Source organism: Pseudomonas sp. GW704-F2, assembly GCF_059423025.1.
In genome coordinates, this window is the sequence record NZ_JBWKXO010000077.1 from 1 (window position 1) to 13,637 (window position 13,637).

At 61.6% G+C, this 13,637-nt stretch carries 13 protein-coding genes; 5 read left to right on the forward strand and 8 right to left on the reverse strand.

Annotated elements, in window-relative coordinates; genetic code table 11:
- Positions 1-174: 174 nt before the first annotated feature.
- From AC07W0_RS30325 to gcl, 7 genes are all read right to left on the reverse strand, one after another.
- Entirely contained in the window at positions 175-1,371 is a 1,197-nt protein-coding gene (locus AC07W0_RS30325; RefSeq protein WP_026140344.1) for an MFS transporter, read from the reverse strand.
- 322 nt (positions 1,372-1,693) lie between these two features.
- Entirely contained in the window at positions 1,694-2,698 is a 1,005-nt protein-coding gene (locus AC07W0_RS30330) for a sulfate ABC transporter substrate-binding protein (RefSeq protein ID WP_102618947.1), read from the reverse strand.
- Between the two features lie 95 nt (positions 2,699-2,793).
- Positions 2,794-3,618, reverse strand: a complete 825-nt coding sequence (locus tag AC07W0_RS30335) for an ion transporter (RefSeq protein ID WP_102618948.1) — start codon at positions 3,616-3,618, stop codon at positions 2,794-2,796.
- A 140-nt stretch (positions 3,619-3,758) separates the two neighbouring features.
- Complete coding sequence (locus AC07W0_RS30340; RefSeq protein ID WP_102618949.1) at positions 3,759-5,117, reverse strand: glycerate kinase type-2 family protein; 1,359 nt, start codon at positions 5,115-5,117, stop codon at positions 3,759-3,761.
- Positions 5,118-5,247: 130 nt separating this feature from the next.
- A complete protein-coding gene (locus tag AC07W0_RS30345) occupies positions 5,248-6,138 on the reverse strand; it encodes a 2-hydroxy-3-oxopropionate reductase (protein WP_102618950.1) in 891 nt (296 codons plus the stop codon).
- A gap of 103 nt (positions 6,139-6,241) precedes the next feature.
- On the reverse strand, positions 6,242-7,024 hold the full coding sequence (gene hyi, locus AC07W0_RS30350; RefSeq protein WP_102618951.1) for a hydroxypyruvate isomerase: 783 nt from the start codon (positions 7,022-7,024) through the stop codon (positions 6,242-6,244).
- Positions 7,025-7,034: 10 nt separating this feature from the next.
- Positions 7,035-8,810: a glyoxylate carboligase gene (gcl, locus tag AC07W0_RS30355; protein ID WP_102618952.1), complete on the reverse strand. Its 1,776-nt coding sequence runs from the start codon at positions 8,808-8,810 to the stop codon at positions 7,035-7,037.
- 266 nt (positions 8,811-9,076) lie between these two features.
- Between gcl and AC07W0_RS30360 the strand changes: the two genes are divergently transcribed.
- Positions 9,077-9,517 carry a GlcG/HbpS family heme-binding protein gene (locus tag AC07W0_RS30360; protein ID WP_057003710.1) on the forward strand — a complete coding sequence of 147 codons (441 nt, stop codon included), beginning with the start codon at positions 9,077-9,079 and terminating at the stop codon, positions 9,515-9,517.
- 135 nt (positions 9,518-9,652) lie between these two features.
- On the opposite strand, the gene AC07W0_RS30365 is transcribed toward AC07W0_RS30360, so the two are convergent.
- Positions 9,653-10,258: a TetR/AcrR family transcriptional regulator gene (locus AC07W0_RS30365; protein ID WP_102618953.1), complete on the reverse strand. Its 606-nt coding sequence runs from the start codon at positions 10,256-10,258 to the stop codon at positions 9,653-9,655.
- Positions 10,259-10,541: 283 nt separating this feature from the next.
- Between AC07W0_RS30365 and AC07W0_RS30370 the strand changes: the two genes are divergently transcribed.
- The 4 genes from AC07W0_RS30370 to AC07W0_RS30385 are packed head-to-tail and all read left to right on the forward strand — an operon-like array spanning position 10,542 to position 13,541.
- Positions 10,542-11,294 (forward strand): transporter substrate-binding domain-containing protein, encoded by a 753-nt coding sequence (locus AC07W0_RS30370; protein ID WP_046486387.1) that lies wholly within the window; start codon positions 10,542-10,544, stop codon positions 11,292-11,294.
- 17 nt (positions 11,295-11,311) lie between these two features.
- Positions 11,312-12,028: an ABC transporter permease gene (locus AC07W0_RS30375; protein WP_102618954.1), complete on the forward strand. Its 717-nt coding sequence runs from the start codon at positions 11,312-11,314 to the stop codon at positions 12,026-12,028.
- The gene (locus AC07W0_RS30380; RefSeq protein WP_046384203.1) at positions 12,025-12,747 is read left to right on the forward strand and encodes an ABC transporter permease; all 723 of its coding nucleotides are present in this window, start codon (positions 12,025-12,027) and stop codon (positions 12,745-12,747) included. Before AC07W0_RS30375 ends, AC07W0_RS30380 begins: the two co-directional genes overlap by 4 nt.
- Before the next feature lie 17 nt (positions 12,748-12,764).
- Positions 12,765-13,541, forward strand: coding sequence for an amino acid ABC transporter ATP-binding protein (locus tag AC07W0_RS30385; RefSeq protein ID WP_102618955.1), 777 nt, complete (start codon positions 12,765-12,767; stop codon positions 13,539-13,541).
- Positions 13,542-13,637: the final 96 nt, after the last annotated feature.

The window sequence follows — 13,637 nt, forward strand, 5'->3', positions numbered from 1 at the left end:
ACCCCAACCCCAACCCCGCTGCCGGGTGAAACCCCAAACGGGCCGTCCGCACTGATCGAAATGCTTGCCAAGACACTCTCAGCGTTCGTGTTACAGCTGCTGCAGATTATCGCCCCGTCGTCCAGTGGCAGGCCGCGCTCGTAACCCCACCCACGATCCCGAGGCATCATGCCGTCAGGCAGTGACCGCCGAAGTGTGGCGCGAAGCACTGAGAAAGCGCAGCAGCGCCACCAGCGGGAACGCACTGCCCACCAGCATCACGCCCAGCCAGCCGCCGTGTTCGTACACGCTGCTGGCAATCGCCGAGCCGAAGGCACCACCGATGAAGATGCTGGTCATGTACAGCGCGTTCAGGCGGCTGCGGCTGTTGGCGTCGAGGGCGTAGATGGCGCGTTGGCCGAGGACCATGTTCATCTGCACGCAGAAGTCGAGGACCACGCCGGTCACCGCCAGGCCGATCACGCTGTACAGCGGGTGTACGAAGGCCGGCAGGAAGCTCAACACCGCAAACACCATGGCCAGCAGTGACGCGCGGTGGGTGTGGCCGGCATCGGCCAGGCGCCCGGCGATGGGCGCGGCGATGGCACCGATGGCACCGACCAGGGCGAAGATCGCGATCTGGGTCTGGCTCAGGCCATGGTTGCGCACCAACTCCAGCGGCGCGGCGGTCCAGAACAGGCTGAAGGTGGCAAACATGCAACCTTGATAAAAGGCGCGCTGGCGCAACAGCGGTTGTTCACGCAGCAGGGTGCCGAGGGAACGCAGCAATTGGCCATAGCTGGCGCTGTGGTCGGGCTGGCGCTTGGGAATGGTCATCAGCAAGACCACGCTGATAACGGCCATCAACGCGGCCGCGGCCATGAACATCGCGCGCCAGCCGAAATGGTCGGCGACCACACTGGACACCGGCCGCGCCAGCAGGATGCCCAGCAACAGGCCGCCCATGATGCTGCCGACCACGCGGCCACGGGACTCGGCAGGTGCCAGGTGCGCCGCCAGTGGGATCAGGATCTGCACCGACACCGAACTGAAACCGATCAACAACGACACCAGCAGGAACAGGTTCGGTTGCTCGGTAAACGCCGCGCCCAGCAGGCTGGCGATGGCGATCACGGTGGTGCTGATCATCAGCTTGCGGTTTTCCAGCAAGTCGCCCAGGGGCACCAGGAAGAACAGGCCCAGGGCGTAGCCGATTTGCGTCAGCGATACGATCAGGCTGGCCATGGCGGGCGTCAGGCCGATGTCCGGCGCGATCAGCTCGATGATCGGTTGCGCGTAGTAGATGTTGGCGACGATGGCGCCGCAGCAAAACGCAAACAACATCACCATCCCGCGGGTCATGGTGCTCGTAGCGTGGGGAGTAGCGTTCATGGTGTTCTCATAAAAGCGAAGGAAGATGGCGAGCGAGAGTAAAGACAAGACACTGCGGCGAGTAGGCTGTTGGCGGTGATAACACTCATGCCGTGAAATGATGACTGAAGCCTTGGCGTTGGCTTCGAGCGCCCATGATACATGCAGACGCACCGGCCGAAACAGGCGACCCGGCGGCCTGACGATCACGCTTGGCATCAAACGAATGTGGGGGCGGGCTTGCCTGCAATGCGGACACCCCGGTGTATCGGACACACCCGGGCGACGCTATCGCAGGCAAGCCAGCCCCCACATTGGCTCGCGTTTCTTCAGTGCAAGCGGCTTACTGCCCGTTGTAGATCTGGTCGAACACCCCGCCATCGTTGAAGTGGGTTTTCTGCACGGTGCGCCAGTCGCCAAAGGTCTTCTCGACCGACAGGAAGTCGACTTTCGGGAAACGATCGGTGTACTTGGCCTGCACTTTCGGGTCACGCGGGCGCAGGTAGTTGTTGGCCGCGATTTCCTGGCCTTCCGGCGACCACAGGTACTTCAGGTAGTCTTCGGCGACTGCGCGCGTGCCTTTCTTCTCGACCACTTTGTCCACCACCGTGACCGGTGGCTCGGCTTCGGCGGAGACACTTGGGTAGACCACTTCGAACTGATCGCGGCCGAATTCGCGGGCGATCATTTCCGCTTCGTTTTCAAAGGTCACCAGCACATCGCCGATCTGGTTGGTCATGAACGTCGTGGTCGCGGCACGGCCACCGGTGTCCAGCACGGGCGCTTGCTTGAACAGCTTGCCGACAAAGGCCTTGGCCTTGTCTTCGTCACCACCGTTCTTCAGCACGTAGCCCCAGGCCGACAGGTAGGTGTAGCGACCGTTACCCGAGGTCTTCGGGTTGGGCACGACCACTTGCACACCATCCTTGAGCAGGTCCGGCCAGTCTTTCAGGGCTTTCGGGTTGCCCTTGCGCACGATAAACACGGTGGCCGAAGTGAACGGCGCGCTGTTGTTCGGCAGGCGGGTAGCCCAGTTGTCCGGCACCAGTTTGCCGTTGTCGACCAGGGCGTTGATGTCGGTGGCCATGTTCATGGTGATCACATCAGCCGGCAGGCCGTCGATCACCGAGCGCGCTTGTTTGCTGGAGCCGCCGAAGGACATCTGCAAGGTCAGCTTGTCGTTCGGGTGCTCGGCTTCCCAGTGTTTCTGGAAGGCGGCGTTGTAGTCCTTGTAGAAATCGCGCATCACGTCGTAGGACACATTGAGCAGGGTGGTCGGTGCGGCCTGGACGACACCGGCCAATGCAAGGCCGGCGGCCAGGAGAGAGGCGCTAACGAGTTTTTTCACTGCTCATTCCTTGTTGTTCGAGAGTAGAGAGAAGCACTTTGCCAGCGACTATAGCCGGGGCTGTATATTCGCTTAAAGATTAAAAAGATCTTTGCTTATTCCAGCTTGTTAAACAATGCGTTGCCACACCGCGAACAAAACGCCGCGTTCGCGTCATGGGTGTTTTTCTTGCACACCGGGCAGTCCGTTTGCAACTGTTCACCGCGCATGGCGTTGGCCAGTTCGGCGGTGAAGATCCCGGTGGGCACGGCGATGATCGAGTAACCGGTGATCATCACCAGGGACGAAATCACCTGGCCCAGCGGGGTCTTGGGCACGATATCGCCGAAGCCCACGGTGGTCAGGGTCACGATCGCCCAGTAGATGCCCTTGGGGATGCTGGTGAAGCCGTTCCCAGGCCCTTCGATCACATACATCAAGGTGCCGAACACCGTCACCAGGGTGCAGACGCTGAGCAGGAACACCACGATCTTCTGCTTGCTGCCGCGCAACGCCGACATCAGGTAGTTGGCCTGCTTGAGGTACGGCCCGAGCTTGAGCACCCGGAAGATGCGCAGCATGCGGATGATGCGGATGATCAACAGGTACTGGGCATCGCTGTAATACAGCGCGAGGATGCCGGGCACGATGGCGAGCAAATCCACCAGGCCGTAGAAACTGAAGGCATAGCGCAACGGCTTGGGCGAGCAGTACAAGCGCAGGCCATACTCGATGGCGAAGATGACGGTGAAGCCCCACTCGATGTAGGCCAGCACGGCGGCGTAATTGTCGTGGACTTCCTGGATGCTGTCGAGGATCACCACCACCAGGCTGGCGAGAATGATCAGCAGCAGGGTGCTGTCAAAACGCCGCCCGGCCGGCGTGTCACTCTGGAAAACCATGACATAGAGACGCTGACGCCAGTCGTTGTTGCTGTCCATAACGTTCGCCCCTATCGAATATCGGGCAAGCCTAGGGGGATTCGAACGGGCTGTCCACGCGGGCTTTCGCTGCAGGACAATCTGGCTGAAGCCGTTGAGCAGCGCTTCGGCCCAGTCGGGGCAGGAGGCCCTGACCGGCGCTAGATCAACGTCTGATCGACCCCGGTTGCGCAACCCGCAGTTTCGGCCCTTGCAGGTTCATCGGGATGCTGAAGGGGGCGTTCAACAGGGTGGGCAGTCTCGAGAATCAGAATAGCGCGAAAGTCGTTGACGTTGGTGCGGGTCGGTTCGGTGATGATCAGATCGTCGAGGGCGGCGAAATAGCCGTAGCCATTGTTGTTGTCCAGCTCGTCGCAGGCCGACAGCCCCAGCGCTTCGGCGCGGGCGTAGCTGGTGGGGGTCATGAGCGCGCCGGCGTTGTCTTCCGAACCGTCGATGCCGTCGGTATCGCCGGCCAGGGCATAGACGCCGGGCAGGCCCTTGAGGCTGTCGGTGAGGCTCAGCAGGAATTCGGCGTTGCGCCCGCCACGGCCAGTGCCGCGCACGGTCACGGTGGTTTCCCCACCGGACAGGATCACGCATGGCGCCGCCAACGGCTGGCCGTGCTGCACGATCTGCCGGGTGATCCCGGCGTGGACCTTGGCCACGTCCCGCGCTTCGCCTTCGAGGTCGCCGAGGATCAGCGGGCTGAACCCGGCCTGGCGGACTTTCACCGCGACCGCTTCCAACGACTGTTGTGGGCGGGCGATCAATTGGAAATGGCTGCGGGCGAGCAGCGGGTCGCCGGGTTTGACGGTTTCCGAGGCCGGGTTCTGCAACCAACTGCGCACGGACGCCGGCGCGTCGATGCCATAGCGCTTGAGAATGGCCAGGGCCTGTTGCGAAGTGCTCGGGTCGCCGACCGTGGGGCCGGAAGCGATCACCGTGGCCAGGTCGCCCGGCACATCGGAAATCGCGTAGGTATAGACCGTCGCCGGCCATGCCGCCCTGGCCAGTCGGCCGCCCTTGATCGCCGAGAGGTGCTTGCGCACGCAATTCATCTCGCCGATGGTGGCGCCGGATTTGAGCAGGGCTTTGTTGATGGCCTGTTTGTCGGCCAGGCTGATGCCTTCGGCGGGCAGGGCGAGCAATGCCGAGCCACCGCCGGAGAGCAGGAAGATCACCCGGTCGTCTTCGCTCAGTTGGCTGATCAGCGCCAGCACGCGCTGCGCCACTTTGATGCCGGCGGCATCCGGGACCGGGTGGGCGGCTTCGACCACTTCGATTTTCTGGCACGGCGCGCCATGGCCGTAGCGGGTGACCACCAGCCCCGTGACTTCACCGTGCCAGGCGTTTTCCACGACCAGCGCCATGGCGGCCGCGGCTTTGCCGGCGCCGATCACAATCACCCGGCCGCTGCGGTCGGCGGGCAGGTAGGGTTCGAGGACTTGCCGGGGATGGGCGGCGTCAATGGCGGTGGCAAACAGCTCGCGAAGCAGGTGTTGCGGATCGACCGACATAAGCGGGCTCCCGGGGATTTTTTGTTATTAGAGATGCAGCAATTGCGGCTATTGAAATGCGATCAACCTGTGGGAGGGGGCGTGCTCCCTCCCACATTTGACGGCATTTCAAAAAGGGCAGCGGTGTGGGTTATTTGTCGCGAATCGAGAAGTTCGCCATATGCTCCAAGCCCTTGATCAACGCCGAGTGGTCCCAGTTGCCGCCCCCGATCGCGGTGCAGGTGCTGAACACCTGTTGGGTGCCGGCGGTGTTCGGCAGGTTGATCCCCAGCTCCTTGGCCCCGGCCAGCGCGAGGTTGAGGTCCTTCTGGTGCAGGTTGATGCGAAAGCCCGGATCGAAGGTGCCCTTGATCATGCGTTCGCCGTGTACTTCAAGGATCTTCGACGAGGCGAAGCCGCCCATCAGCGCTTCACGCACCTTGGCCGGGTCGGCGCCGTTTTTCGCGGCGAACAGCAGCGCTTCAGCCACCGCCTGGATGTTCAGCGCGACGATAATCTGATTCGCCACTTTGGCTGTCTGGCCGTCGCCGTTGCCGCCGACCAGAGTGATGTTCTTGCCCATGCTCTGGAACAGCGGCAAGGCACGCTCGAAGGTCTGCGGCTCACCGCCGACCATGATGCTCAAGGTGCCGGCCTTGGCTCCGACTTCACCGCCGGACACCGGCGCATCGAGGTACTGCGCGCCGGTCTGGTTGATCCTGGCGGCAAAGGCCTTGGTGGCGGTGGGGGAGATCGAGCTCATGTCGATCACCACTTTGTTCGGCGACAGACCGGCGGCCACGCCATCGGCGCGCAACAGCACGTCATCGACCTGCGGGGTGTCGGGCACCATGACGATGATGAATTCGGCTTCCTGGGCGACGTGCTGCGGGGTGGCCAGCGCGATGGCGCCGGCGGCGATCAACTCGGCTGGCGCCTTGCCGTGATGCTCGGACAGGAACAGTTGGTGACCGGCTTTTTGCAGGTTGGCGGCCATGGGTTGGCCCATGATGCCGGTGCCGATGAATCCGATTTTAGCCATGAAAAAATCCTCTTTTTATTCGATAGAGCGCGGTCTGCCAAACACATGGGGTCCAAATGTGGGAGGGGGCTTGCTCCCACAGGTTGGTTGCGTGTTGTGCCTGTCAGAGGGCGTTATGGGTCTTGAGCCAACCCAAACCCGCTTCGGTGGTGGTCAACGGCTTGTATTCACAGCCGACCCAACCCTGATAACCGATACGGTCCAAATGCTCGAACAGGAATCGATAGTTGATCTCCCCGGTCCCGGGCTCGTTGCGACCCGGGTTATCCGCCAGTTGGATGTGGTTGATCTCACCCAGGTGCGCGGCCAGGGTGCGGGCCAGATCGCCTTCCATGATTTGCATGTGGTAGATGTCGTATTGCAGGAACAGATTGGCGCTGCCCACCTGTTCGCGAATCGCCAGGGCCTGCGCGGTGTTGTTCAGGTAGAACCCAGGGATGTCGCGGGTGTTGATCGCTTCCATCACCAGCTTGATACCCGCCGCTTGCAGCGTGTCGGCGGCGTATTTGAGGTTGGCGACAAAGGTCTTTTCTATGATGGCATCGTCCACGCCCTGCGGCCGGATGCCCGCCAGGCAGTTGACCTGGGTGTTGCCCAGCACCTGGGCGTAAGCGATGGCCAGGTCGACCCCGGCGCGGAATTCCTCGACCCGATCCGGATGGCACGCCAGGCCCCGTTCGCCCTTGGCCCAATCGCCGGCCGGCAGGTTGAACAGCACCTGGGTCAAGCCATTGGCATCCAACTGCGCCTTGATTTCGGCAGAGCTGAATTCGTAGGGGAACAGGTATTCGACGCCTGCAAAGCCCGCATCGGCGGCTGCTTTGAAGCGAGCGAGAAACGCCTGTTCGGTGAACAGCATGGACAGGTTGGCGGCAAAGCGCGGCATAGGGTTCTCCTTAATCGAGCAGGGAAATGGCAGTCGGCGCATCGTTGCCGACCAAGGCCAGATCTTCGAATTCGTTGACGGCGTTGATCTCGGTGCCCATGGAAATATTGGTCACGCGCTCCAGAATAATCTCAACGATCACCGGAACCTTGAATTCTTCGAGCATTTCCTGGGCGCGGCGCAGTGCCGGCTGGATCTGGCCGGGCTCGAACACGCGCAGGGCCTTGCACCCCAGGCCTTCGGCGACTGCGACGTGGTCGACGCCATAGCCGTTGAGTTCCGGGGCGTTGAGGTTGTCGAAAGACAACTGCACGCAGTAGTCCATTTCGAACCCGCGCTGGGCCTGGCGGATCAGCCCCAGGTAGGAGTTGTTCACCACTACGTGGATATACGGCAGCTTGAACTGCGCGCCCACGGCCAGTTCTTCGATCATGAACTGGAAGTCATAGTCGCCGGACAGCGCCACCACCTTGCGGCTCGGGTCGGCCTTGACCACGCCGAGCGCCGCCGGGATGGTCCAACCCAACGGGCCGGCCTGGCCGCAGTTGATCCAGTGACGCGGCTTGTAGACATGCAGGAATTGCGCGCCGGCAATCTGCGACAGGCCGATGGTGCTGACGTAGCAGGTGTCTTTGCCGAACACCTGGTTCATCTCTTCGTACACCCGTTGCGGCTTGACCGGCACGTTGTCGAAGTGGGTCTTGCGCTGCAGGGTGGCCTTGCGCTGCTGGCAGTCATGCAGCCAGGCGCTGCGGTCCTTGAGTTTGCCTGCGGCTTTCCACTCGCGGGCGACTTCGATGAACATCGTCAGTGCGGCCCCGGCGTCGGAAACGATGCCGAGGTCCGGGGTGAATACGCGACCGATTTGCGTCGGTTCAATGTCGACGTGAATGAACGTGCGCCCCTCGGTGTACACCGCCACCGAACCGGTGTGGCGGTTGGCCCAGCGGTTGCCGATGCCGAGCACCACGTCGGCTTTCAGCAGCGTCGCGTTGCCATAACGGTGCGACGTTTGCAGGCCGACCATGCCTACCATCTGCGGGTGATCGTCGGGGATGGTGCCCCAGCCCATCAAGGTCGGGATCACCGGGATGCCGGTCAACTCGGCGAACTCCACCAGCAGGTCGCTGGCATCGGCATTGATCACGCCGCCACCGCTCACCAGCAGCGGGCGTTCGGCCTGGTCGAGCAGGGCCAGGGCTTTTTCCACCTGGATGCGCGTGGCCAGCGGTTTGGCCAGGGGTAGCGGCTGGTAGGCGTCGATGTCGAATTCGATCTCGGCCATCTGCACGTCGAACGGCAGGTCGATCAGCACCGGGCCAGGGCGGCCGGAGCGCATTTCATAAAAGGCCTTCTGGAACGCATACGGCACCTGGCCGGGTTCGAGGACCGTGGTCGCCCACTTGGTCACCGGCTTGACGATGCTGGTGATGTCCACGGCCTGGAAATCTTCCTTGTGCATCCGCGCCCGGGGGGCCTGGCCGGTGATGCACAGGATCGGAATCGAGTCGGCCGAGGCGCTGTACAGGCCGGTGACCATGTCGGTGCCCGCCGGGCCCGATGTGCCGATGCACACGCCGATATTGCCGGCCTTGGTGCGGGTGTAGCCCTCGGCCATGTGCGAGGCGCCTTCAACATGGCGAGCAAGGACGTGATCGATGCCACCGACCTTCTGCAAGGCCGAATACAGCGGGTTGATCGCGGCGCCTGGGATACCGAAGGCGGTGTCTACCCCTTCACGACGCATCACCAGAACGGCGGCTTCGATTGCTCTCATTTTGCTCATTGTTTTGGTGCCTCTTGCGTTTTGTAATTGTATACAAGTGGTGTTTGGTCGAAGTGTATTCACGGCAAGCGCCACAGGTCAATGCATTTTATTCAGTAGCCTTTGCGTTCGTCGGAAGGTCTTTGTAGGGTATTTTTTCGACATTCGGTAGGTTTTCGCGAAAATGTTGTATACAAAAAATAACTCTATTGTGTTCTATTTGTCGCATCCGGTATCTGTTCCAACAGAGCCCACGGCTTTCCCATAACAAGATAAGGACGGCACCCATGAGCGCTTTAACCTTGAAAGTCGCAGTCAACCTGGCCGGCCAGGCCCTCGCCGCAGGCCGCGCCATTGCCTCGGCACCGCTGACCATTGCCGTGCTGGACGGCGGCGGTCACCTGATCACCCTGCAACGGGACGACGGCGCCAGCCTGCTGCGCCCGCAGATCGCCATTGGCAAGGCCTGGGGTGCGATTGCCCTGGGCAAAGGCTCACGCTTGCTCGCGCTGGATGCGCAGCAACGCCCGGCGTTTATCGCCGCATTGAACAGCTTGGGGCAGGGCAGCGTGGTGCCGGCGCCGGGCGGGGTGTTGATTCGGGATCAGGAAGGGCTGGTGCTGGGGGCGATCGGGATCAGCGGGGACACGTCGGATATTGATGAGCAGTGTGCGATCACGGCGATTGAAGCGCTGGGTTTGTGGGCGGATGCGGGGGTGTCAGCCTGATTATTGGATGACTGTCTGGGCCTTATCGGGAGCAAGCTCCCTCCCACATTTGACGGTATTCACAAATAGAAATGTGTGAACACAGTTAAAGGTGGGAGGGAGCTTGCTCCCGATTGCCACAGGCGCCTCGGTGTCTCAGTCCGGCGCACAGCCTTTGAGCACCAACCGAATAATCGTCTGCGCCGCCGCCTCGTAATCCGCTTCATCCAGCTTGTCTTTACCCGTCACCGCCGAAATCTGCCAATCAAAATCCGCATACGTCTGGGTTGCGGCCCAGATGCTGAACATCAAGTGATTGGGATCGATCGGCGCAATCAACCCACGGTCCACCCAATGCTGGATGCACTGGATATTGTGCTTGGCCTGGGCGTTGAGTTGCTCGACCTGTTCGGCGCTCAGGTGCGGGGCGCCGTGCATGATTTCGCTGGCGAACACCTTGGAGGCGAAGGGCAGGTCGCGGGAGATGCGGATTTTCGAGCGGATGTAGTTGCTCAGTACCGCCGCAGGCTCACCCTCCGGGTTGAACGGCGTCGAGGCTGCCAGGATCGGCTCGATGATGCTCTCGAGCACTTCGCGGTAGAGGTTGTCCTTGGACTTGAAGTAGTAGTAGACGTTGGGCTTGGGCAGCCCGGCCTTGGCGGCGATGTCGCTGGTTTTGGTCGCGGCGAAGCCCTTGTCGGCAAACTCCTCGCTCGCCGCCCGCAGGATCTTTTCTTTGTTGCGCTCGCGAATGCTGCTCATAAACCAGAGGGTTCCTTGCCATGACAGGCGGTTGCGCATGGTAGCACCGGCCATCCGCGAGCCTCAACAATGTGCCCGCGACACTCTTGGGGTCGATCGTGCATCCCGGTTTTGGCCTACAAAAAACTCGGAAATAGACTATCTGTAAAATATAGACGAATTGTTTAGGTTGGCGTAGTGTCCGCTGGGTCAGTGACTGAGCCTGCGTCAATCACCCGTGTTCCTTCGGGTTAGCCAGGCCTCAGGCACTACGCAGAATAAAAATAATTCGGTAGGTGCCTTCATGAAACAGGTCAAACAGACGCTCTATGCCGTAACGATCACCCTCGGGCTGTTGTCGGTGGCCCATGCGCAGCCGCTGCGTTTCGCCACCGAGGGTGCTTATCCGCCTTTCAACTATGTGGACTCGAATAACCAACTGCGTGGTTTTGACGTCGATATGGCGAACGCCCTGTGCGCCAGGCTCGGCGTCGAATGCACGATTGTTGCCCAGGACTGGGAGGGCATCATCCCGGGCCTGCTCGCGAAAAAGTACGACGCAATCATCGCCTCGATGGCCATCACCGAAGAGCGCCAGAAGACCGTCAGCTTCACCCAGCCCTACAACCGCACGCGCATGGTCCTGGCAGTGCCCAGGGGCAGCGACATTCAGGACGCCGCGCCGGCCACGTTGGCCGGTAAGACGGTCGGCGCTCAGTCGTCGTCCACCCAGGGTATCTACAACCAGGATGTCTATGGCGCCAATGGGGCGCGGGTCAAGTTGTACGTCGGCCAGGACGAGGCCAACAGCGACCTGCTCAACGGCCGCCTGGATGCGGTGGTCAACGACAGTGCGCCGATGCAGGAGTGGTTGAAGAGCACCGCCCCGCAGTGTTGTCGGGTGCTGGCTATCCCCGGTACGCAAAGCGACGCCGGTATTGCCGTGCGCAAGGCCGATGAGGCGTTGCGCGCCAGGCTGAACCAGGCCATCGCGGACGTGATCGCCGACGGCACCTATCGACAGCTCAAGTTGGCCCATGGCCTTGAGGATGATTAAGCGCGGGGGCGTCTTCCATGTTCGAGTCATTAGGGTTGTTGTCGTTGGGCGCCGGTGGGTGGGGCGGCGCGCTGCTGGCGGGCGCAGGGGTCACGATGGCGCTGGCATTGGCGTGTGTGCCGCTGGGGTTGCCATTGGGGTTGTTGGTGGCGCTGTGCAGCAGATCGGCAAATACCACGGTGAGGGCGATGGCTGCGCTGTTCTCCACCTGTTTTCGTGGCCTGCCGGAGTTGCTGACGTTATTGATCGTGTATTACGGCATCCAGATCGCGCTGCAGCAGTTCCAGGCGTATTGGGGCGGTTCGGCCGAGTTTGGCATCAACGCCTTCGTGGCGGCAGTGATCGCGTTCAGCCTGGTGCTGGCGGCCTTTTCCAGCGAGGTATGGCTGGGGGCATTGAAGACCGTGGCGCGCGGCCAGTACGAAGGCGCCCAGGCACTGGGCTTGAGCCGCAGGCACACGTTTTTCAAGGTGGTGCTGCCGCAGGTGATGAGGATCGCCTTGCCGGGGCTTTCGAACAACTGGTTGAGCCTGCTCAAGGACACGGCGTTGGTGTCGACCATTTCCCTGGTGGACCTGATGCGTCAGACCAGCCTGGCGGTGAACGCCACCAAGGAACCGATGCTGTTTTATCTGGCGGCGTGTGGCCTGTACCTGCTGCTGTCGTCGCTGTCGGGGTTTTGCATCGTGCAGCTTGAAAAGCACTACGGCCAGGGCCGGGAGCGTGCCTCATGATGGGGGGCGAGCGTTTTGCCGAGTGGCTCGGGCTTGAACTGCTTCAGCGCTACGGTGCGCAGTTGTTCGATGGCTTGTTGCTGACCCTGCAATTGGTGGCGATATCCAGCAGCGCCGGGATGGTGCTTGGCGTGCTGTTGGCGCTGGGCAGGACTTCACGCTGGCGTTTGTTGCAGTACGGGTGCAGGGCCTATCTCTACTTTTTCAGGGGCTCGCCGTTGTTGGCGCAGTTGTTCCTGATCTATTACGGCTTGGGTTCCTTCCACGGTTTCTGGCGCGACCTTGGCCTGTGGGGCTGGTTCGGCGACCCGTGGTTTTGCGCTGTGCTGGCGTTCACCTTGAATACGGCGGCCTATCAGGCCGAGATCTTTCGCGGCGGGTTGCTCTCCGTGCCCCGTGCCCACTATGAAGCCGCGACGGTGTTGGGGTTGAGCCGCACCACCACGTTTTTCAAGGTGACCTTGCCGCAGGTGCTCATCGTGACGGTGGGGCCACTGGGCAATGAACTGATTTTGATCATCAAGGCCAGCGCGATTGTGTCGCTGGTGACCTTGCTGGATTTGATGGGCGTGGCCAAGTTGGCGTTCTCACGCACTTTTGATTTCCAGGTGTATGTGTGGGTGGCGCTGGTCTACCTGCTGGTGGTCGAGTGTGTCCGGCGAGGGGTGAACCGGATCAATCGTCGACTCACCCGCCACATGCGGCCAACTGACGAATGATAAGGAAGGGTGGATACATGGGGTCATCAGGGGAGTTTGAGCGGTCGATCTGCGCGCCTGCGCCGGTGGTGATCGACGTCGAAGGGCTGAGTAAATGGTACGGCCCATACCAGGTGCTGCACGGTATCGACCTGCGCGTGGTGCAGGGCGAGCGGATTGTGCTGTGCGGCACCTCGGGCTCCGGCAAGTCCACGTTGATCCGTTGCCTCAATCGTCTGGAACCGGCGCAGCAGGGCCGAATCCAGGTGCTGGGCGCCGACTTGAGCGCTTCGCCGACGCTCTACCGCGCGGCCTTGCGTGAGGTCGGCATGGTGTTTCAGGGCTTCAACCTGTTTCCGCACCTGACCGTCTTGCAAAACTGCATGCTGGCGCCGATGTCCGTGCGCGGCATGCCCCGCGACAGCGCGCAGGACCAGGCGATGGCGCTGCTGAAAAAAGTCGGGATCGATCAACACTGGAAAAAATACCCGGCGCAATTGTCGGGCGGCCAACAGCAGCGGGTCGCGATAGCCAGGGCATTGTGCATGACCCCGAAAATCATGCTGTTCGATGAGCCGACGTCGGCACTGGACCCGGAGGCTGTCGGCGAGGTGCTGGACGTGATGGTCATGCTCGCCGAAAGTGGCATGACCTTGCTCTGCGTCACCCACGAAATGGGCTTTGCCCGGCAAGTCGCCGGGCGTGTGCTGTTTCTCGATGGCGGGCGGATCATCGAAGACCAGCCGCCGGAGGCGTTTTTCACTGCGCCACGCACACCTCGCGCGCAAGCGTTTCTGGCGCAGGTGCTGGGGTAGGCGGCTGGTATCGAGCAGGCAAAAAAAGGTTCTTCACGGAATCCCGGGAAACACAGAAACAAGAACGCCGATTTGATGGATGATGTTCGTGCGAGC